Genomic DNA, 19,964 nt, shown 5'->3' with positions numbered 1-19,964 from the left:
ATCCTGTTTTTTCATTCTAATTATAAATACTTAATCAGTATTTTAGCCGTTATATTTTCCTTACCAAATATCTTGTTAAAATAATTCAAAATTAGGAGCTTTCAAAGACAGATTTGGGTTATAGTAAGGATCCGTACCCACTTGCTCAAAATAATCTTTCCACTTATGACTTAGTTGATTCCATTCACCTGGTTTTAAACCTTTTTGCCTACTGGCAGATTCATAGTGAATCAGTTGAGCATATGGTGTAACTACATTGCGATACCCAGCTTGATGGGCTTTTAAACATAAATCGACATCGTTATAATTCACGGGAAAATTTTCATCTAGTCCCCCTAATTGCTGATATACTTCTTGTCGCATCATCAAACAAGCAGCAGTCACACCTAGATAGTTTCTATTCACAATATTTGAACAAAAATAACCAGATTGTTCGTTATCAAAACCATAGAAAGCATGACAGGGATTACCCTCAATAATCATTACCCCTACATGCTGTAATCTGCCATTTGGAAATAAAAGTTTTGCTCCGACTGCACCAATTTCTGTTTGTTGTGCAAGTTCTAACATTGATTCTAGCCAATCAGAAGTAATTACTTCTGTATCATCATTTAATAACAACAGAAATTGCCCTTTTGCTTCAGCTACACCTCGATTAATTCGCATTGAAAAATTAAAAGGTTCAGCACAACGAACTAACTTCACATCTAAACCAAGTATTTTCTCTAAAGTTGCATCTGGAATGTCATACCCGTCCACCACAATAATTTCAAAGTTGCGATAGGTACTCACTTGCTGAACACTACGAATACAATTTTCTAAAAGACATAATTTACCAGAAGCAGTATTAATAGTTGTACCCGCACTAGGAATAATTATACTAACTAAAGGATTTCCGATGATATTGCGTCGCACTCTATAAATACCTGGATTCGGTGTTTCTTCAACACGTCCTGGATATACGCTACGCTCTAGCATCGATTCTAAAGCTTTTCTACCAGCAGTATAAGCCCATGGTTTTGCTTGTGAACCAGAAGCAGCAGAAGCAGATATACTGCGCCAATGATAGAGAATTTTAGGAATATGAAAGATGTTTTTGGTTTTTTCGATGAATCTTAATACCAAATCGTAATCTTGTGAGCCATCATACTCACTACGAAAACCACCAATATCACGAATAATCCTAGTACGATAAACACCCAGATGGCAGGTGTACATGCAAGAATAAAAATATTCTGGCGACCAATCAGGTTTGAAACAAGGAAAAAAACGTTTTCCTTTGATATCTATTTTGTCTTCGTCACTATAAATAAAATCTGCTTCTGGATGTTGGTTAATTAACTTAGCATTTTCAAATAAAGCATTAATTGCTAACTCATCATCATGATCTAACAGTGCAATATAATCTCCTGTAGCCAGTTCTAAAGCAGAATTACTCGCTGCGGAAATATGTCCATTTTCTGTCCGAAATACAACTTTAATACGTGAATCAAGTTTACTATAGTGAGTTAATATAGAACGAATATGAGGTTGGGGAGAAGCATCATCAGCAATACAAAGCTCCCAATTAGGATAGATTTGATTACGAACTGATTCAATAGCTTGTGTTAACCATTTTGCCTCTACATTATAAACAGGCATAATGATAGAAAATTTAGGTTTGATTTGCCATTGAGCGATTTGCTGATGAGCAGCGAGAATCTCTTGTTGATTCAGAGTATTTTTTTCGATCCATTGTTGATATGCTATTTTATTCTTGATGCGAGAGGCAGTATTTTGATATAAAAAATGCAAAACTCCTATGATTCCCCGCCTCCCCCAGATGCGTTGTATTTTTTGAATTTTATAATTCATGATTATTGGTATTACCGATTAATTATTACTTAGTAAAGAAGATATTTTGTTTCAATTTCAACCATTGATTTCGCAACTGCCAAAACTTACTCGTTTCCATAGTTGTAACTAGGTTTTGTAATCTTTGAATTTCTAATGTTTGATATTGCAGTTCTGTATAGATATTATCAATATTTGAGGAATGCTTACGCCTCTGCATTACATGAGCTAATCTATTTTTGATCTTTTCTCCAATGACTTTTGGACTTAACACAGACTTGATATGCTCAGATGCTCTTTTGCCAATTTGTTTAGCATCTTCATAATTATTAAATACATACTGCATTAAGTATGCAGCATGATCAATATCTGGTTCTGCCCATAAATTTCCTTTTTTGTAAGGGCCATAATCTTCTGCGATCGCCACTAAAGAATATTTGACTAGAAAGCTATTATTAATATTCATGAAATCAAGATTGGCTGAATAACCAGTTGCTATCACTGGTTTTCCATAATACATAGCCTCTGCCATAGTCAAACCAAAACCTTCAGAGCGATGTAAAGATATATAGCAATCACAGTGATAAATTAGAGCATTCAGTTCTTCTTTGAGTAAATAATCATCAATGAGTTTAATGTTTTTGAAATCCTCTACTAAATCTTTTAGTTGTTTGAGTTTTTCTGGAAAGTATTTACTATTAGAAAACTTAATTACTAATTGTACATTTTGATTACTTTTACCAAAAGCTTGTTGAAATGTTTCAATAGTTGCAAGAGGGTTTTTTCGTTCAAATACACTACAAAAATCAAATATAAATAGAAAAATAAATTTACTGTCTGGTAAGCCTAGTGATTGTTTACTGATTGAAGGTTGGGGAAGTGAGATACTATGCATAACCTTCAGCACTGGGATAGAAGATATCGGTGCGATCGCCTCAACACAATAAGCACTGGGAGTCCATATTTCATTAAAAAGGTTAAACGCTGACAACCATGCTTTGGGAAATTCTGGTAATTCCCATGCCCAAAATCCGATATTATACTTGTTTTGGAAATATTCAGGACTAGTAGAACTGATAAAAGTGTTTATCATATCTACGTTTACCTGAATAATATTTATTGGATAAGGATTCTCATCAGTAAAATCTGTGTAGGAAGAATCCATCTTCCTATGCATAGTGTTAAAAGTACAATTATTAATCACAAAAGGAATTTTAGCCGCTTCAACGGCTCTTATTGTTCCTCTGACTCCTTCACCAAGTCCAAATTCACTGTTAACATAACCTGAAATATTCACACCAAAATTATCGTTATTGGTGTTGTTGCTAATTTCAGGTTTTTGTTCCATTTTTTCTCCTCAAATGTCGTTTATATTTTCACTGTGATGTTTTAAATGAGCGGTATTTGATATTATTTATCGCTTAATTCTTTCAAATCGTTTTCTACCATTAATTGCACCATCTGTTCAAAGGAATACTGCGGTTTCCAACCGAGTTCCGCTTTAATCTTATAAATACAACCAACTAATTGTACTGGTTCATCTGGACGGTAGAATGCAGGATCAACAGATACATAATCTTCCCAGTTCAAATCTAAATAGTTAAATGCACATTCTACCAGTTCCCGCACCGAATGAGTTTCACCACTGGCAATAATGTAGTCATCTGCTTTACTTTGCTGCAACATCAACCACATTCCATTGACTGCATCTTTTGCATAGCACCAGTCACGACGTGCATCTAAATTACCAAGTTTTAATTCTTGGGCTAAACCGAGTTTAATCATCGCCGCAGTATGGGTAATTTTGCGAAATACAAACTCTGTACCGCGACGGGGAGATTCATGGGTATAGGTGATCCCACAGCAACCAAAAAGATCATACTTTTGACGATAGTTAACTGTCATCCAATGAGCATAAGCTTTAGCAACACCATAGGGATTGCGTGGACGAAAAGCGGTACGTTCGGTTTGGGGTGACTCATCAGGTTGCCCAAAAACTTCACTACTGGAAGCTTGGTAAAATTTAGCATCCGGTTTACAGCGCCGAATTGCTTCTAGTAGGCGTGACACTCCCAAAGCAGTATATTCAGCAGTGAGGGCTGGTTGTGTCCAAGATAGAGGAACATAACTTTGAGATGCAAGGTTATATATTTCATCTGGTTGACAATCAGTCACCACATCCATCAGCGAAGATTGATCTAACAAGTCACCAGATACTATTTGGATTTGGTTAGACAGATGACTAATGCGCTCTAGGTTACTGGTGCTAGAACGACGAACTAAACCGAATACTCGGTAGCCTTTTTCTAAAAGGAGTTCGGCGAGATAAGAACCATCTTGTCCGGTTAAACCGGTGATTAGGGCTTTTTTGGTCATGGCTGTAACTTAGATTTTATTTTTGCCAGACTACTAATATGACCCCGATTATAATAAAGCTCAAGCCTGTGAGACGTATCAATGATATTGTTTCTCTAAAGATAAAATAACCTAGTAATACTGCAAAAACGTAAACTAAGGATACAGAAGGGCTAGCAACACTAAGGTTGACTCTGGTTAAAACAAGTATATAAGCTACAGCACCTAGAGCATAGCAGATAAGCCCTAATAGAAGTTCAGGTACTGTAATAATGTTCAGAATATGACTAAGAACATTTTCTATGTTAACTTTACCTAACTTTAATGCACCTGTTTTTAAAAAAAACTGACCTGCTACACTAGCTAAAACTGACATGAGTAGTAAGCTAAATTCCTGCGGTGTCATATAAAATTCCTTTAATTATTGATGATAATTTTAGACAATTTATGTTGATATAAGGTTTGAATAAGTATTGTGAAATGACAACAATTAATATTTTTATTGACAATCATGTTTTTTAAAATTACATTTTTATATGTTCAAGTATTTTATAGATATCAGTAAGATTGTATAAAAAAGATATAAAATATTTCATCAGTTATTGTGAAACAATTTCTATAAAAACTTCCGGATAATTAGGGTTTTTATCATTAAACCAAGCGACATTTTCTTGAACCATTGTCAAAATTAATTTATACTTTCCTGGAATATCAGGTGTTTTTATAACTACATTTAATGCTGTTGAATCTCCAGGAGATAAGTCATAAGGTAATCCAGTACGTTTGCCATTTCCATTAAAATTAACTATTTTGCCATTAAAATCTATCCAACGATAAGAAAAATTAGTATGTTTAATACCTTTATTTGACCAGATAAAATTACTAGTGTTTTTGATAATAACTGGTATTTTAATTTCAGAATTAGTTATTGCAGTTTTAGGTATATCAAAGTATTTAAGATCTTGACCAAATTTCTGTAAAAAGGGTAAATTAATTTTATAAGAAATAAAATTTTCCGAATACTCAGGTTTTTGTTTTGTTTGTTCTATGTAATCACTTAATAGAGTATCATTATTTTTCTCTAGTTTAGGACTTAAAATGCATAACTGACCAGAAATATTTTTCCCAGCTATATTCAGCCAATTAATAAGTTGAATTGTGTTCATTGATATTGCATTATCTCCATATTGAGGCGGAACATTACCAGAATAACCATTAATTATCGGTTTGTTTGCCTCGATTCCAGCCCACATAGCAGATAGCTGACTGACGTAAAAAGGCTGTTTAGAATCCAATTGTACATATGCCATATCACAGTTTTTTTCTATTAGATGGCGAATTTCATTAACTTGCTTGCTGACATAAGATTTTTCATAACTGGGTATGTTAAATACAATTTGTTCTGAGAAGACTATAAAGAAAACTATAGTGGATACTAATAGTCGGATATGCTTTTTAGCAAAAAATACATTGATGATGGAATCAAAACATAATGTTAAAGCTATAAATAGATAAAAATAAGCAACTGTCCATATCCTAGTTACTGCTCTGATGACAGAAGCTCCTGGCACAAATTCATAAATTATTTTCCAAAGTGTTAATCCAAATGGTAGACGTAATGATAAGCAAAACAGAATAATAAAAACTAGTAAACATGTCTGAATTAATAATGCTCTTTCAACGGAAAGTATAGCTTTTCTGAAAAATAGTGTGTATATCGTAATTCCAGTTAATAACACCACTGTAAAACCAGCAAACATTTGATGTTCCCAAGCCATAGGTAAATCTTTAGAAGCCCAAAAAAGTAAAGATGACCAAAGGCTAGTTGATGGAACAGAGAACCAAGAGGAAATTCTTGGTAGCATTTTGTCAACCTGTGAATAAAGAGGTGCTCCTAAAACAGATTTAGCTTGAATATATGGAAGCAAAGTTAGGAGCATAATGCCTAACCAGCACAAAAAAATAGAAGTAACAGCTGCACGGTTGGAGCGCCAGTAAGCTAAAAGCCTAATATTGGCTTCCTTATCTAATTTGTAAGCTATACTAAAAAATATAGGTAAGCTAAATAAGAAAAACCACCCTAGATAAACTCCTGCCAGAACTTGTAGATAAGTTAGTAACAAAAATAAAGCTAACCTTTTTATGGTTGGTTTTTTGAAACACTCCCAAGCTATTAGAAAGGCTAGAGGAGTGAAAAACTGAGGAAGTAGCTGTTGATGACCTATTTGAGAAATTCTGGGCATCCCAAAAGCAAATAGAAAAGCACCCAAAGCACTTAATATATGATTAACTCTGTATCTTTGCATTAACATTGCAAAGCTAACAAAAGAAAGAATACAGACAGTAATCATCCATAATTGAAATGCTAAATTAGGTAATAAAAAAGTTCTAAATAACCAATAAATAGGTGCTGAACCAAATAGATTATCTGAAAAAGTTAAAACCCTTTTATAAGGATAAAAAAATGTAGGTGACCATAATTCACCTTGATAGTTTTTATTAGATAAAAGTTGAAAAGAATGTTCTAAAAAGTAATTATTTAAGACAGTATCTCCTGGATCTGTTTGTATACGATGAAAACCACTTAAAATAGTTGGGTAAAAAGCTATGAATATTCCTAAAGCACAAATGAGTGCATGTATTAAAAATCCATGACTTCGGAACTTCATTAACTTATTATTAATTAGCAAATATTGATTTTTAAAACTATGCATATCTTGATTTTCAAACTAAAGTAATTCGACTGTGAATAGTAGAATTGTAAATTTGCAATAATTTATGCTTTCTTAGTAGTCTTAAACTTGTATCAGATAATCAAGCACTAACTTCAGTTGATTTATAAAATTCTGACTGATTGTAATTAAATTGATTGTTTAATTTAAAAGATTATATTTGAAGATGCAAATTATAGCTCTTATCCCATCTTTCCAGCCTATTTTTTTACCTTCTTTATATGTACGTCCATAATAAGATATACCGACTTCATAAATACGACATCCCTTTTTTGCCACTTTCGCTGTTATCTCAGGTTCAAATCCAAATCGATTTTCTTGTATTTTAATTGATTGAATTACTTCGCGTCGGAAAGCTTTATAACAAGTTTCCATGTCTGTAAGATTTATGTTAGTGAACATATTAGACAACATTGTTAAAAATCCATTTCCTAGCCTGTGCCAATAATACACAACTCTATGAGGTCTACCACTTTGAAAACGAGAGCCAAAGACCACATCAGCTTTGTCATCTAAAATAGGTTGAATCATTATTAAATATTCTTGCGGATCATACTCTAAATCTGCATCTTGAACAATTACAATATTGCCTGTAGCAGCAGCAAATCCAGTTCTTAAAGCAGCTCCTTTACCTAAGTTGCGTGGATGATAAATGACTTTATCTACCTGTGCTTCTATTTTGGATTTGAGAAGTTCTTGTGTGCCATCTTTTGAACAATCATCAACTATAATAATTTCACAGTCCTTCACTGGAGAAGCTTTCACTGCTGTAACAACTTGACCAATTGTTCCAAGTTCGTTATAGCAAGGAATTACAACAGATAATTTCATATCTATACTCCTTATACTGCACACCACTTCAACCCTTTTCAACACATCATTTTAGAATGTAACAATCGACATATTTAGTGATTAAATATGTCGATGTAATCAAGTTCTCTAATTGTTTAATGATTGATTTGTATTTTATTACTAAATATACAAGTTAAACAAATAGTCATAAAAGTTAATATTGTACATTATTACTTGAAGTATGTGCATTCAATTATCTATAAGATTCTCCATAAAATTCAAGTTACTCTTTTTGATATGTCTCAATTAAGCGATACTTATATTTTAAATTATAATCAAATCAAAGATTATTTTGGATTTGATATTTTTAGTTTATTATAAAATACTGAATTGATATTAAACTGAATTGATATTAAAATTATTAGCATTTTTCTAAAAAATTAAAATAAAAACTATCAATTTCAATATTGTATTTTATTGCTCCTCTTAAAAAATTTTCTCTAAAACCTGGAGTTTTATAGTGGTGAGACTCCATGATGAATAGTTCTCGATAGCGTTCAGGATGCTTTTTCATCAACAAAACATCTTTCTCAAAAAAGCGGCATCTTTCTTCAAGACTTTCACGATGATCGCAACGAAGATGAGGTGGGTGAAAAACACATACATCATGGGCAAAAGGAATTTTGCCGTAGTTACTGATTCGCCAACCCAAATCTGTATCCTCTCGAAAATGAGGATTCTCAAAAGACTCATCAAATCCATCAACTGCCATAAAAATTTCTCGTCTAACTAGTAAATTGGCAGTCATAAAACCAATTCCTTCAAAACCTATATTGGTTACAGGACGGTAGTTTTTGTCTTCTAATTTGTCTGAGATAATTAGTCCTTCTATACCAACTACTTCTTTCTCATAAAAATATTTCAGACTATTCTTTAACCAATCAGGTTTAGGCTGACAATCGTCATCTGTAAAGGCAAGTATTTCACCCCTAGCATAGAAAGCGGCTGTATTACGTGCTATGACAGCCCCTTTGATATCAGTATGAATGTAAAGTATATCTAAGTCAGGATAACTATTTTTTCTTTCCCAAGGTTTTCGACTTTGATCAACTATAATTATTTCAAAATCTTGGCAAATTTGATTTTGCAAACAGTTTAGTAATTCCTCTAATTTGTGATGTCTTTCGTAGGAAGGAATAATGACACTAAAGTCAGGACGTTTCACATCAATATTGGCTCTATTTATGGATAACAGTAGCCCTAATTTTTTTGAGATTCTTTCCCATGAATATTTCCTTTCTGCTAATATCCTAGCTGATTTACCAAGTTCCTTCGCATAACCTTTATCTTGAAGTAGAAGCTGGATACCTTTAACAAAATTTGCTTCTGTTGATATATGATACGCTGGCTCTGAGCCTTGGAAAATGCCTCTTGCTCCTATAGGAGTTGACACAATAGGTAGACCCGCAGCCATAAAATCAAACATTTTTATATTTGTGCCTGATCCAGAAAACATGGGGTTGATGGCTAGGTCAGCCGCAGCTAAGTAGTTAAGTTTTTCCTCTTCTTTTAAAAAGCCTGTTAAAATTATATTAGAAATATTTTTATTAATCAATTCCAATTGATTAAAATTAGTACATACACCTCCACAGATGGCAAATTGAACTTCAGGAAGTGCAGGAGCTAACTTTTCAATAATAAACCTGGCAGCTTCAATATTGGGTGTATAGGAACTGCCAACAAAAATAGCAAGTAAAGAATTTTCTAGACCTAGTTTCTGTTTAGCTGCATATCTAATGCTGTCGTCAACTTTTTGAATTTTATTTGTAAATACACCATTGGGAACAATAGCTATTTTGCTAAATGGCACTTTATATAATTTATGAAATAGCTCTCTATCTTCATGGGAGCAAGCAAGAATCAAATTGCAATCATGACAGAGTTGATATTCTATATTGACTACGTTTTTAGCAATTTCAGTTCCAAAACCATCATCATCCAATAAATCTGTTCTAAGTAATCCTTCTACATTCTGAGAATCATAAACGATTAATTGAGGACGCGATCGCAATAAATCTTTCACCAACGGATAAATCCAAGGATGAGAGAAAATGACAATATCTGATGCGGCGACTCTTTTTCTTGCTGTTTCTACAAATTCCGGTGAATGATGAGCTAGCAAGTTAAAACAAGAATCTATTATTGTTTTACCACCCACTTTTGACTGCCATTCAGCACAAGCAGCAAAGTGTGCATCACTCAGTGGTATATCAATTTCTTCTAAAGTATCGCTCAATTTATGTCTACGATACTTTTCTCCTTTCCAATCATAGGTACCTATGTAAGTAGTAGGAAGCTTACTACCCATATCGTGATACAAACCTAATAATCTCAGTCTTCCTCCTCCAACTGGAGGATCAATAGGCTGCATATCTAAAACAGTGACTTGAAATTTTTGATTTTGACTCACTTTACCCTCTTTTACTCTGTAAACAACTTAAAAGGGTTTGAGATACATTTGACCAAGTAATGTAACTAGTATCTTCCTTACCTTTGTGTCCCATACTTTTAGTCTTTTCTGGGTTTTCGACAAAATAGTTAATTGCTTTAGCAATTTCTTTGGGATGAGGAGGAACAACAAAACCTGTGTCACCATTTTTCACAAATTGCAATGGTTCACCAGAATCTTCACAGGTAATTACTGGTTTTGCATGAGCAAAAGCTTCTAAGGTGACATAACCATAATCTTCTCGAATTGGCACAAATGGTACTGCTAAAGCATTTGCGTATAAATTCACAAGTTCTTCATCTGGGACTCGACCTAAAAATTCTATGCGTTCATCATTAGCAGCCAGTATGCGTAATTGTTTTTCATCTTCACCTGTACCAGCAATCTTTAAATGAACAGGATGTTTGACATAGCGCATCGCTTCAATTACTAGATCAACACGCTTCCAGCGATGCAATCTTCCAGGCATAAATATATATTCATAATTTCCTGGGAAAGCGCAATTAATAACAATTCCAGGATATAAAACTTCACTATCAATACCGTTCCAATGGAGAAGTCTGTGTTTGATCTCGTGTCCTTGAGAAAAAACTTTACGAGTTCTAGGAGTTCTTAAAGCCCCTGTATCTAATTTATGTATAAGTTCTCTTCGACTGTTAAGAGTTGCATCTGCATAAGGAAATTCTTTCTCAAACATGTCGTAGAAAACTCTAATAGTATGCTGCAAATAGCATATATGATTATGATGACGCACTAGATAGGTAGGTGCTTTTGTAGAAATTACTGCATCATATGCAGATAAATCTAAGTCATAACAGCGTAAATATGACTCTTCAATTGCTTCAAAAGTAGATTCATCAATCACCACCTGAATCAAATCGGTATTGGTATCAGTAGAGTTGAGTGAATTTGTAAGTCCTAAATGAAAGCGCTCTGCACCACCAACTTCACCACTTACCATCCGAGGTGCTACAACTGCAATTTTATAAGTCATTTTTATACCCAATTACTGCATAATCCTGTGGGCCATAAAATAAATCATTCAACCGTTCAGCCAGTTCCGAATCATCTATTTTGAAATTCTCTGTATAGGGGTGAAGTTTCATAATATTGACTCTGCACAAACCAACTGATTCAGCTATAAATTTGACTGTAGTACTTGGTAAAGGATTGCGATGAGTTGGATCTGTATAAAAGTTATGACTAGCAACTAATATATTTTCTGGATTAGGAGTTTCAAAAATTACTAATCCTCCTGGTCGAAGCACTCTAACTGTTTCAGTAAACAACTTCATCAGTATCTGGAATGGTAGATGCTCAATGATATGAAATCCTGTAATTGCTCCCAAACTATTCTCAGGTAAGGAGTTTAAATAAGAGATGACATCTGCTTTTATCACTTCTAGATCTCTAGAGCGACATTGCTCTAGCATTACTCTATTAATATCCAAACCGCGTGCTGTATAATTGTGAATTCGTAAGAGTTCTAGCCATTCTCCACGACCACAGCCTACATCTAAAATCGGAGAATCTGATTCACCAATTTTTGCTTCTGCAATGAATGGCAAATAAATTTTTAACCTATTGATAATATCATCGCGAGTTCCGCGAAACTGATTTTCAAATGCAACGTAAAATGCATCTAGTAAGTGGTTTTCTTCATTGACAAAAGTCTCTAATTGCTGTTGATTTAGAGGTTCTGGTAATCTTTGCCGTGCTTCTTCTAAAAATAGAGTAATTAAACGCTTTTGCTGTGAGAGATCGTTTTTGATATAATTTTCATTTATCATGTAGCGCTCACTCAATTCTTTCAAGCGAGAATCTACAGCATTTAAGCGTTGATCTAACCCTTCGACACGAAAATCTACAGTACTTAAGCGTTGACCCAACCCTCCAACACGGGAATCTACAGAAACTAAATGCTCGTTTATTCCTTGCATTTGTTTATTTACGGCATCTAGGTGCTTTTGTATATCATTAATCCAGCTATTTGTTTGAATGTCAATTTTATGAAAATTGTGATCTACCTTTTGGAAACTGCTATTTACAACATTCAAATGTCCATCCAGTTCTTGTAAGCGATTTTCTACAGCTATCAAACGCTCATCCAGTTGCGATCGCAAAACTGATATTTGTGCAATTATTTGTTGATTGAGTGCTACAGATTCTTTCAAAGCATTGATAACATTAAAATTTACTTCCCGCTGGTCTTTAAATATAAAATTGAGGATTTTGAGTGCTATATTTTGCAATCCTCGACTGAAATTGTAAGGAAATCGATTTAAATTATCAGGCCATTTTGTACGGAGAACTGCTCTAGATTCTGCATTTTTCAATAAAGCCTCAATGTGATTTATTGCCCATTTTATTGCCGAAATTTCAATATTATTATTATTTGAATTAGAGCTATTAGCAGATGGAATAGCTTGCAATTGAGATTGTTGAAACTTACGTTGGGCTACTTCTTCTCGAATTTTCTCCATCAGTTCATCTATATTAATTTTATTCATACTTAACTTAATTTTCCTCAATTATTTTCCGATTTTGAATTTTAGTGTTTTAAATTAAACTTATATCTATAGTTTAAATCTAATAGTAAAGCATTATTTAGCTTCACTCTTGTGGCTTAATTTCTTTTACAATTTTAGCTGGGATACCTGCAACTAAATGATAGCTAGGAACGTCTCCTTTTACAACTGCACCAGCGGCCACTACAGAATTCTTACCAATTTTACATGGGCCAATAACTGTGACGTTACTTGCTATCCACGTACCTTCCTCGATCACAATATCATTACCCTCTTTTGGAAAATCATACATTCTTTCCAGACCAAATTTATTGTAATCATGTGTACCAGTTATTAAGCTGACATTATGACCAAAAAATACATATTCACCAATATAAATATCTCCAGAAGATAAATTGAATAAGGCATTATTCAATACACAATTTTGAGAAATTTTCAATCTTTGAGCATCACCAAATACTAAATATTGGCTTAAACTAATATTCTTTATACGTTCATCAAAATATCCTTGGGATATATATTGTTTAATATATTTTTCAATATTAGTCTCGATATATAGTTTTATTTTGTCTTCAAAACGGGACTTAAAAAAATCTTTAACTACTTTGTACATAATGTATCCTCAACTTCAAATAACCTGACCTTTCTGCCAGATACTTGAAAGATTCCATCAAATAAATCATTTACTGCTGCTTGGATAACAGTTGTATTTTGAATCCAATCCAGCATTTCTAAATTTTCATGAGGTCCGTCTCCAAATGCTATATCAAAGGCATAATTTCCTCCAGCTAAATGAGGCCAAATAAACTCGAATTCAACTGTTGCCCTTCCTATATCCGATTGACTTAACCAGTAATTTGCAAAATTCTTATCTAACAACTCAGTACTCCATCCTGATAAAACAGTGCGTAATCTATCAAGTAGAGCAATACCAACATTTGGCTTCACAATTTTGTCGTGTCTATATGTGGTAACGCGGATTTTAACTAGATCACCAGGATAAACTAACTGGATTGGTTGCTCATCCATATCAACAATAGATACACTTTCTATTTCTGCACGACCTGTACCAAATCTCTCATATCCAGAAAATGCTATATATGGCTTTTTTGTAAAAGGATTGAATTCTTTAGTAGTAATTTTGCTTATATCTATTTTTTCTTCATCTATGTTTTGTGAGTTTTTTGAAACATTTCGTTCTGAAGAAATTTGTTTTGCAGTTCTCTTATTTACTTCCTCATGAATCCAAGCTTGATAGTGTTTGCAAACTTCAGCAGGTTTTCCGGTATCTACAATTTCACCACTATTAATCCAGATAGCTTCTGAACAAAGGCGTGAAATAGCTCCAATATCATGTGATACAAACAAAATTGTGCCACCTGTATCTTGAAAATCTTTAATTTTCGCCATGCAGCGATGCACAAAAATTCCATCTCCTACTGCTAATGATTCATCAACGATCAAAATTTCTGGGTTAACATTAATAGCTACTGCAAATGCTAAACGGACAAACATTCCGCTAGAATATGTTTTGACAGTTTCATCCATGAAATCGCCAATTTCAGCAAAAGCAGCAATATCATCAAACTTGGCTTCTATCTCTTCTCGACTTAAACCCAAAATCTGCCCATTAAAAAATACGTTTTGTCGTCCTGTAAACTCTGGATTAAAACCACTACCTAATTCCAGTAAGGCCGAGACCCGTCCATTTACCAACACATCACCTGTAGTAGGTGTCAAAGTTCTAGCAATAATCTGTAGTAGCGTACTTTTCCCAGAGCCATTTTGACCAATAATCCCTAAAGTCTCTCCTTTAAAAACTTCTAGGTTTATATTACGTAATGCCCAAAACTCTTGTGCATGACTATTTCCAGGTAGCAAAATTTCTTTCAGCCTATCTACTGGACGAGCATAGCACTTGTAGCACTTAGAGATATTCTTCAGTGAAATTGCAAGCTCCTCACCCATATCACTACATACGCTCTCAAAACTAACTGTGCTAAATTTTACACATTGATGTCATCAAATAGTAAAAAATTTCTATTTATCCGTTTTCTGTTAAGTAAGTCGGCACAAATCAAGATAACTCATTGGGGTCGTCATTTGTCATTGGTCATTGGTTATTGGTAAGGATTTTAGGGTTATTTACTTTCTGTAATATAGTTAGGTTTATTCCTGCCGACTTACTTAATTACATACAGCTATTTACAAAACATCTGCAAAAGCTGGACGCAATCGTTTATAAACTAAAAAACCTATACAAAATACAATTGCAGATATTACACTTGCAACCCCCCATTCACCCCAGTGCTTGACTTCTCCTACTAAAATCAAATCGCGGTAAACTTCACTAATAGCTGTCATGGGATTTACCCAAAATACTAAATTTTGCCATTCTTCTGGTATTGCTTTGGCAGGATAAAGAATTGGCGTCAAATATAACCACAAATTTAAAACAACTCCCAAAGTTTGGGGAATATCTCGCAAAAACACGGTTAGTCCCGCCATGAGATAACCTAATCCCGCCGTCAATAATAATTGTGTTAACCAGATTAGGGGTAAAAGCGCTAAGGTTGAGTGTAAAGTGTGAGTAGATAAAGCCACAAAAAATATCAACGCCATGAGTCCAAAAGAACTCTCAATAAACGTTGATAAAGTTGGTACTAATGGTAATAAAGCCAGAGGGAATACTACTTTTTTAACTAAATTAGGTTGTGCTACTACTGAATTTGCAGCCTGAATTAATCCACTGCTAAAAGCAATCCAAGGTAGTAAACCAGCAAATAACCACAAACCAAAAGTAAAATTGTTTTCTGGAACGCCTTTAAGACTAAGTTTGACCTTTAAAACTATCGAGAATACGTAGGTATAAATTAATAACTGTGATAGTTGATTTAATAAAGGCCACAAATTACCCAGGATTGAACCTTTGTAGCGGGCTTCTAAATCGCGTCTTACCAACGCTCTTAATAAATCAAATTTTGCCCACCACAATTCGCTGATTGGTAGCAATTTTTTCAGCTTACCTGCTTTTCGGACAACTCCTCGCATTGTTTGCAGCAATTTTTGCTTCCTCACTCACTACCTACACACCCAATTGCTTGTTTTGAAGCCAATTTTTTATGAAAGTTCCTTTGTTATTTTGTTGAAAATAGTCGCTACTCCAAAATGGCAGCCAAAATGTTTAGGAGATTTTACCACAAATAGTTATTAAATCTACTCTGTTGTTTCTCAGTTTTGGTTGTGTGAGCCTAAGTTAAATTATCCGGTTCAATTCCCAAAGAACGCAATTGTTCAGCTAAACGTTGCGATCGCAGTCTTTCCTGTTCTAAAAGTAATTCTGTATCATTTGCCCTAGCTTGTGCTTGTTGTGCTTGTTGCTGTGCTTGCTGTGCTTGTTGTTGTGCTGCAAAAGCAGCTTCCTCCGGTGTCGGAACTAAATCACCAACCGTAGTAAAATAGCGTAAATTGTCTTCATATATACCTAAATACAAATTTAGTACTTGACTCCAACGCCATCCTTGTGAATTATGGACAATTTCTTGATACTGATTTCCCACTAATTCAAAACCAACAAATTCCAAACTTTCTGGTGAAAACCAAAATTTTAGTCATTTCTCAATAGTCATTGGTCATTGGGAAAAATTTCTCCCTTGTCTCCCTTGTCCCCCTTCCCAATTTTGAATTTTGAATTTTGAATTTTTAATTGATATGTCTCCCCACTCCCCACTCCCCACTCAGCACCGGATTCCGGTACACTGAGTCTTGGTTTATTGCATTGTGAGTTGGCATGGAAATCGGACAAAAAGTAAAGGTTTTTCGTTTGCGCGATCGCGTACCTGCTTCTATTGTTAAAAGATTAGGACAAGTCGGTATCATTGAAGGTTACAAAATGACCGATGGTAGTGGTGTTGGCATTGTAGTCAAATTTGATGATAATTTTGCCACTTGGTTTTTTGAAGATGAACTCAAAATAGTATAGTAAGCGGGCGGCGAAGTGTCCTCTGATTGCTGAACTTCAGAAGGAAGCTACTTAAATCAGCCGAATGCTAAGTTGGAGTTGAAAAAATCGGCGGTAAAAATTAGGAATCAAGTAATGGCCCTGATATTGACATTTTTGGGCAAAAGCGGTAGCGCTAGGACAAAAGTAGCGATCGCAGCTGCCAAACAATTAGCAAGCCAAGGAAAACGCGTACTCTTAGCTGGGAGTGCAGAACCAGCATTGCAGATTTTGTTGGGTGTTCCTATTGGTTCTCACCCTCAAGAAATTGCTGCGAATTTGCACGTCGTTCAGTTTCAAACTTCTGTACTACTAGAACGTAGTTGGGAAGATGTGAAAAAACTAGAAGCGCAATATCTCAAAACGCCTATCCTCAAAGAGGTTTATGGTCAAGAACTACCCGTCTTACCAGGGATGGATAGCGCCCTTGTCCTCAATGCTATTCGCGAGTACTACGAAAGCGGCAAATATGACGCGATCGTTTACGATGGCAATGGCGATACCTCGACTTTGCGAATGTTCGGAATGCCAGAATTTCTCAGTTGGTACGTACGGCGATTCCAGAAATTGTTCGTCAGTTCCGACCTCGGTAAAGCAATTTCCGAATCACCCTTGATTCAACCGCTAATTAGTTCTTTTTTCAATATCAACTGGACTTCGGATAACTTCGCCCAACCTACTAACCAAGTTAACAATTTTTTAGACAAGGGTAGGGCCGCCCTCGCTGACCCCAAACAAGTTGCTGCTTTTTTGGTGACAACCGATGACCCTGTTGAGGTTGCTTCCGTCCGCTATCTTTGGGGTAGCGCTCAACAAGTTGGTTTAACCGTGGGTGGCATTATCCTTGTTTCTAATGACACAAACCAGCAAATTTCTGAGCAATTTAGCCCCCTAAATGTGAGCTTAGTTCCAGATATCAAAACAGAAGACTGGCAAGCATTAGTAGATACCTTACCCAACTTTGTAGACCAAGCAGTACAGGCTCCCAAACCTATTGAAATTAACATCCAAGAACACAAAGTAAGCTTATATTTGCCGGGATTTGATAAAAAACAGGTCAAACTTACCCAATACGGGCCAGAGGTGACAATTGAAGCCGGAGATCAAAGGCGGAATATTTTTCTACCTCCTGCCTTAAATGGCAGATCTGTTACTGGCGCCAAATTCCAAAATAATTATTTGATAATCTCGTTTTAGGGATCGGGGATCGGGGATCAGGGATCGGGGATCAGGGATCGGGGATCAGGTAAAAATAAGTGAAAAATTCTTCCTTGTCCCCCTTCCCCTGTCTTCCTTGTCTCCTTATCTCCTTGTCCCCGATCCCCTATCCCCTATCCCCTATATACCTTATGTCTGAATCAAGTCCCATTGCTCCTGATTCCACTACACCCACAGAAGAAGCAAATACTACTGTTGACCGCAGTGCTAAAACTAGGCAACTGTTGGGTATGAAAGGTGCAGCGCCTGGAGAAAGTTCGATTTGGAAAATCCGCCTGCAATTGATGAAACCAATTACTTGGATTCCTCTGATTTGGGGCGTAATCTGTGGCGCAGCTTCTTCTGGCGAATATACCTGGACACTCGAAAATGTCTTAAAAGCAGTTGTTTGTATGTTGCTATCAGGGCCATTGATGGCAGGTTACGTACAAATCATGAACGATTACTACGATCGCGAAATTGATGCCATTAACGAACCTTACCGCCCTATCCCCTCTGGTGCGATTTCCATACCCCAGGTAATTACGCAGATATGGGTATTACTTATTGCTGGTGTTGCTTTAGCTTTTGCCCTCGATAAATGGGGTGGAAATGAATTCCCTACAATTACAACGATCGCCATCATCGGTTCTTTTATCGGCTACATTTATTCTGCCCCACCCTTAAAGCTAAAACAAAATGGCTGGTTGGGTAGCTACGCCTTGGGTGCAAGTTATATAACCTTCCCTTGGTGTACTGGTCATGCTTTATTTGGCGAACTCAACTGGAAAATAGTTGTTCTTACCATGTTCTACAGTCTAGCTGGCTTGGGTATTGCCATTGTTAATGACTTCAAAAGTGTAGAAGGCGATCGCAAACTTGGATTAAAATCACTCCCTGTCATGTTTGGTATCACAAACGCAGCTTGGATTTGTGTCGCGATGATTGATGTCTTCCAGATTGCGATCGCGGGCTATTTAGTCTACATCCACGAAAATTTGTATGCAGCAATTCTGTCATTGTTAATCATCCCGCAAATTACTTTCCAAGACATGTATTTCCTACGTGATCCCCTAACTAACGATGTCAAATATCAAGCCAGCGCTCAACCTTTCCTCGTCCTGGGAATGCTTGTGGCTGGTTTAGCAATTGGTCATGCAGGAATTTAGTGAACAGTGAATAGTTATCAGTTATCAATTATCCATTTTTGATAACTGATATCTCTTTAGCAAGAAGTCACAAGTGGGGAATGAGAAGTTAAGATCATTGATAATATTAAGTCCGGCTCATCAGTTTTTTTTGTAGGTTTTCGCAATAATTGCTGTGTTGCAAATAATAAACTTTCTTTTTCTGGCGATTTCAAAACTTCTAGTACCGATTTGTTTCGTCAGCTCTTGGGTATTAATTACTATGGTTGTTTGGAGTCTGTGGACTGCAACCCGTGACGGTGTTAAAACAGCCCAAAAAATGCATCAAATTCCCTGCGCTGGCTGTCAATATTTTACCGACGATCATCGCCTCAAATGCACAGTTCATCCTTCCATTGCTAACACGGAAGAAGCAATCAATTGTATGGATTACCAGCCACAGACTAATTCAATGCTTTATTAGGAATTGGAGATTAGTAGTCTTTGACATACCTCCTTGTCCTAAAGTCCAAGGATTCCTTAACGCTTCATTGGGTTGTGCTACCGAAATAGTCTTATCATCCCTCGACGTTCGTTTAAAGTCTCCCAATGCCCTATGGCGACTATTCAAATTCTACCACAATAGTCGAAAAGCCCTCCTTCTAGGACGGGGCTTGTATCCCATTATTTTCGGTCAAGATAAAAATGACGGGTTGTAGAGACGTAGCAATGCTACGTCTCTACAGGGTTTTGCATGTACGTACACATACCCGTCAAAATAAAATTGACAAACCACTACTAGCGCTTTCACATTATTAATGTATCGACCTACATTGTTAATGTATCGACTTACATTGTTAATGCATCGACTTACATTGTTAATGCATCGAC

Annotated in this window: 17 protein-coding genes; 4 read left to right on the top strand and 13 right to left on the bottom strand. The window is 35.5% G+C overall.

Going from position 1 to position 19,964, the window contains the following annotated elements; translation table 11 throughout:
* Positions 1 to 75 precede the first annotated feature (75 nt).
* The 13 genes from B4U84_RS22075 to B4U84_RS22015 all read right to left on the bottom strand — a co-directional run bounded on the left by B4U84_RS22075 (position 76) and on the right by B4U84_RS22015 (position 16,333).
* Positions 76 to 1,854 carry a glycosyltransferase family 2 protein gene (locus B4U84_RS22075; RefSeq protein WP_131120570.1) on the bottom strand — a complete coding sequence of 593 codons (1,779 nt, stop codon included), beginning with the start codon at positions 1,852 to 1,854 and terminating at the stop codon, positions 76 to 78.
* Positions 1,855 to 1,879: 25 nt separating this feature from the next.
* Entirely contained in the window at positions 1,880 to 3,181 is a 1,302-nt protein-coding gene (locus B4U84_RS22070; RefSeq protein ID WP_131120569.1) for a glycosyltransferase, read from the bottom strand.
* Between the two features lie 62 nt (positions 3,182 to 3,243).
* On the bottom strand, positions 3,244 to 4,209 hold the full coding sequence (locus B4U84_RS22065; protein ID WP_017311310.1) for a GDP-mannose 4,6-dehydratase: 966 nt from the start codon (positions 4,207 to 4,209) through the stop codon (positions 3,244 to 3,246).
* A 16-nt stretch (positions 4,210 to 4,225) separates the two neighbouring features.
* Positions 4,226 to 4,594 carry an EamA family transporter gene (locus B4U84_RS22060; RefSeq protein WP_207390978.1) on the bottom strand — a complete coding sequence of 123 codons (369 nt, stop codon included), beginning with the start codon at positions 4,592 to 4,594 and terminating at the stop codon, positions 4,226 to 4,228.
* A 193-nt stretch (positions 4,595 to 4,787) separates the two neighbouring features.
* Positions 4,788 to 6,902, bottom strand: coding sequence for a hypothetical protein (locus B4U84_RS22055; RefSeq protein WP_131120568.1), 2,115 nt, complete (start codon positions 6,900 to 6,902; stop codon positions 4,788 to 4,790).
* Between the two features lie 159 nt (positions 6,903 to 7,061).
* Positions 7,062 to 7,751, bottom strand: coding sequence for a glycosyltransferase family 2 protein (locus B4U84_RS22050; RefSeq protein WP_131120567.1), 690 nt, complete (start codon positions 7,749 to 7,751; stop codon positions 7,062 to 7,064).
* 382 nt (positions 7,752 to 8,133) lie between these two features.
* Positions 8,134 to 10,182, bottom strand: a complete 2,049-nt coding sequence (locus B4U84_RS22045) for a glycosyltransferase (protein ID WP_131120566.1) — start codon at positions 10,180 to 10,182, stop codon at positions 8,134 to 8,136.
* Position 10,183: 1 nt separating this feature from the next.
* Positions 10,184 to 11,215 (bottom strand): glycosyltransferase family 4 protein, encoded by a 1,032-nt coding sequence (locus tag B4U84_RS22040; protein WP_131120565.1) that lies wholly within the window; start codon positions 11,213 to 11,215, stop codon positions 10,184 to 10,186.
* Entirely contained in the window at positions 11,205 to 12,731 is a 1,527-nt protein-coding gene (locus B4U84_RS22035; RefSeq protein WP_131120564.1) for a class I SAM-dependent methyltransferase, read from the bottom strand. Before B4U84_RS22035 ends, B4U84_RS22040 begins: the two co-directional genes overlap by 11 nt.
* Before the next feature lie 103 nt (positions 12,732 to 12,834).
* A complete protein-coding gene (locus B4U84_RS22030) occupies positions 12,835 to 13,362 on the bottom strand; it encodes an acyltransferase (RefSeq protein ID WP_044451586.1) in 528 nt (175 codons plus the stop codon).
* The gene (locus tag B4U84_RS22025; RefSeq protein WP_044451587.1) at positions 13,350 to 14,717 is read right to left on the bottom strand and encodes an ABC transporter ATP-binding protein; all 1,368 of its coding nucleotides are present in this window, start codon (positions 14,715 to 14,717) and stop codon (positions 13,350 to 13,352) included. The genes B4U84_RS22030 and B4U84_RS22025 overlap by 13 nt, the downstream gene beginning before the upstream one ends.
* Positions 14,718 to 14,954: 237 nt before the next feature.
* Entirely contained in the window at positions 14,955 to 15,800 is an 846-nt protein-coding gene (locus B4U84_RS22020; RefSeq protein ID WP_044451588.1) for an ABC transporter permease, read from the bottom strand.
* Positions 15,801 to 16,000: 200 nt separating this feature from the next.
* Positions 16,001 to 16,333: a hypothetical protein gene (locus B4U84_RS22015; RefSeq protein WP_242677680.1), complete on the bottom strand. Its 333-nt coding sequence runs from the start codon at positions 16,331 to 16,333 to the stop codon at positions 16,001 to 16,003.
* Between the two features lie 206 nt (positions 16,334 to 16,539).
* Here B4U84_RS22015 and petP point away from each other — a divergent pair, with 206 nt between their 5' ends.
* The 4 genes from petP (at position 16,540) to B4U84_RS21995 (ending at position 19,557) form a co-directional block, all read left to right on the top strand.
* Entirely contained in the window at positions 16,540 to 16,731 is a 192-nt protein-coding gene (gene petP, locus B4U84_RS22010) for a cytochrome b6f subunit PetP (RefSeq protein WP_017311301.1), read from the top strand.
* A gap of 114 nt (positions 16,732 to 16,845) precedes the next feature.
* Positions 16,846 to 17,946, top strand: a complete 1,101-nt coding sequence (locus B4U84_RS22005) for a Get3/ArsA fold putative tail anchor-mediating ATPase NosAFP (RefSeq protein ID WP_131120563.1) — start codon at positions 16,846 to 16,848, stop codon at positions 17,944 to 17,946.
* Positions 17,947 to 18,098: 152 nt separating this feature from the next.
* Positions 18,099 to 19,115, top strand: a complete 1,017-nt coding sequence (gene chlG / locus B4U84_RS22000; protein WP_131120562.1) for a chlorophyll synthase ChlG — start codon at positions 18,099 to 18,101, stop codon at positions 19,113 to 19,115.
* 154 nt (positions 19,116 to 19,269) lie between these two features.
* Positions 19,270 to 19,557 carry a hypothetical protein gene (locus tag B4U84_RS21995; protein WP_017311298.1) on the top strand — a complete coding sequence of 96 codons (288 nt, stop codon included), beginning with the start codon at positions 19,270 to 19,272 and terminating at the stop codon, positions 19,555 to 19,557.
* Positions 19,558 to 19,964: the final 407 nt, after the last annotated feature.

Source organism: Westiellopsis prolifica IICB1 (genome assembly GCF_004323185.1).
Classification (GTDB): Bacteria; Cyanobacteriota; Cyanobacteriia; order Cyanobacteriales; family Nostocaceae; genus Pelatocladus; species Pelatocladus prolificus_A.
This window is presented reverse-complemented; position numbering and strand designations above follow the sequence as displayed.

What these genes read in the sequence shown, in the direction of transcription:
- B4U84_RS22075 (WP_131120570.1), bottom strand. Translation starts at nt 1,854, where the DNA reads ATGAATTATAAAATTCAAAAAATACAACGCATCTGGGGGAGGCGGGGA.
- B4U84_RS22070 (WP_131120569.1), bottom strand. Translation starts at nt 3,181, where the DNA reads ATGGAACAAAAACCTGAAATTAGCAACAACACCAATAACGATAATTTT.
- B4U84_RS22065 (WP_017311310.1), bottom strand. Translation starts at nt 4,209, where the DNA reads ATGACCAAAAAAGCCCTAATCACCGGTTTAACCGGACAAGATGGTTCT.
- B4U84_RS22060 (WP_207390978.1), bottom strand. Translation starts at nt 4,594, where the DNA reads ATGACACCGCAGGAATTTAGCTTACTACTCATGTCAGTTTTAGCTAGT.
- B4U84_RS22055 (WP_131120568.1), bottom strand. Translation starts at nt 6,902, where the DNA reads ATGCATAGTTTTAAAAATCAATATTTGCTAATTAATAATAAGTTAATG.
- B4U84_RS22050 (WP_131120567.1), bottom strand. Translation starts at nt 7,751, where the DNA reads ATGAAATTATCTGTTGTAATTCCTTGCTATAACGAACTTGGAACAATT.
- B4U84_RS22040 (WP_131120565.1), bottom strand. Translation starts at nt 11,215, where the DNA reads ATGACTTATAAAATTGCAGTTGTAGCACCTCGGATGGTAAGTGGTGAA.
- B4U84_RS22035 (WP_131120564.1), bottom strand. Translation starts at nt 12,731, where the DNA reads ATGAATAAAATTAATATAGATGAACTGATGGAGAAAATTCGAGAAGAA.
- B4U84_RS22030 (WP_044451586.1), bottom strand. Translation starts at nt 13,362, where the DNA reads ATGTACAAAGTAGTTAAAGATTTTTTTAAGTCCCGTTTTGAAGACAAA.
- B4U84_RS22025 (WP_044451587.1), bottom strand. Translation starts at nt 14,717, where the DNA reads ATGGGTGAGGAGCTTGCAATTTCACTGAAGAATATCTCTAAGTGCTAC.
- B4U84_RS22020 (WP_044451588.1), bottom strand. Translation starts at nt 15,800, where the DNA reads ATGCGAGGAGTTGTCCGAAAAGCAGGTAAGCTGAAAAAATTGCTACCA.
- petP (WP_017311301.1), top strand. Translation starts at nt 16,540, where the DNA reads ATGGAAATCGGACAAAAAGTAAAGGTTTTTCGTTTGCGCGATCGCGTA.
- B4U84_RS22005 (WP_131120563.1), top strand. Translation starts at nt 16,846, where the DNA reads ATGGCCCTGATATTGACATTTTTGGGCAAAAGCGGTAGCGCTAGGACA.
- chlG (WP_131120562.1), top strand. Translation starts at nt 18,099, where the DNA reads ATGTCTGAATCAAGTCCCATTGCTCCTGATTCCACTACACCCACAGAA.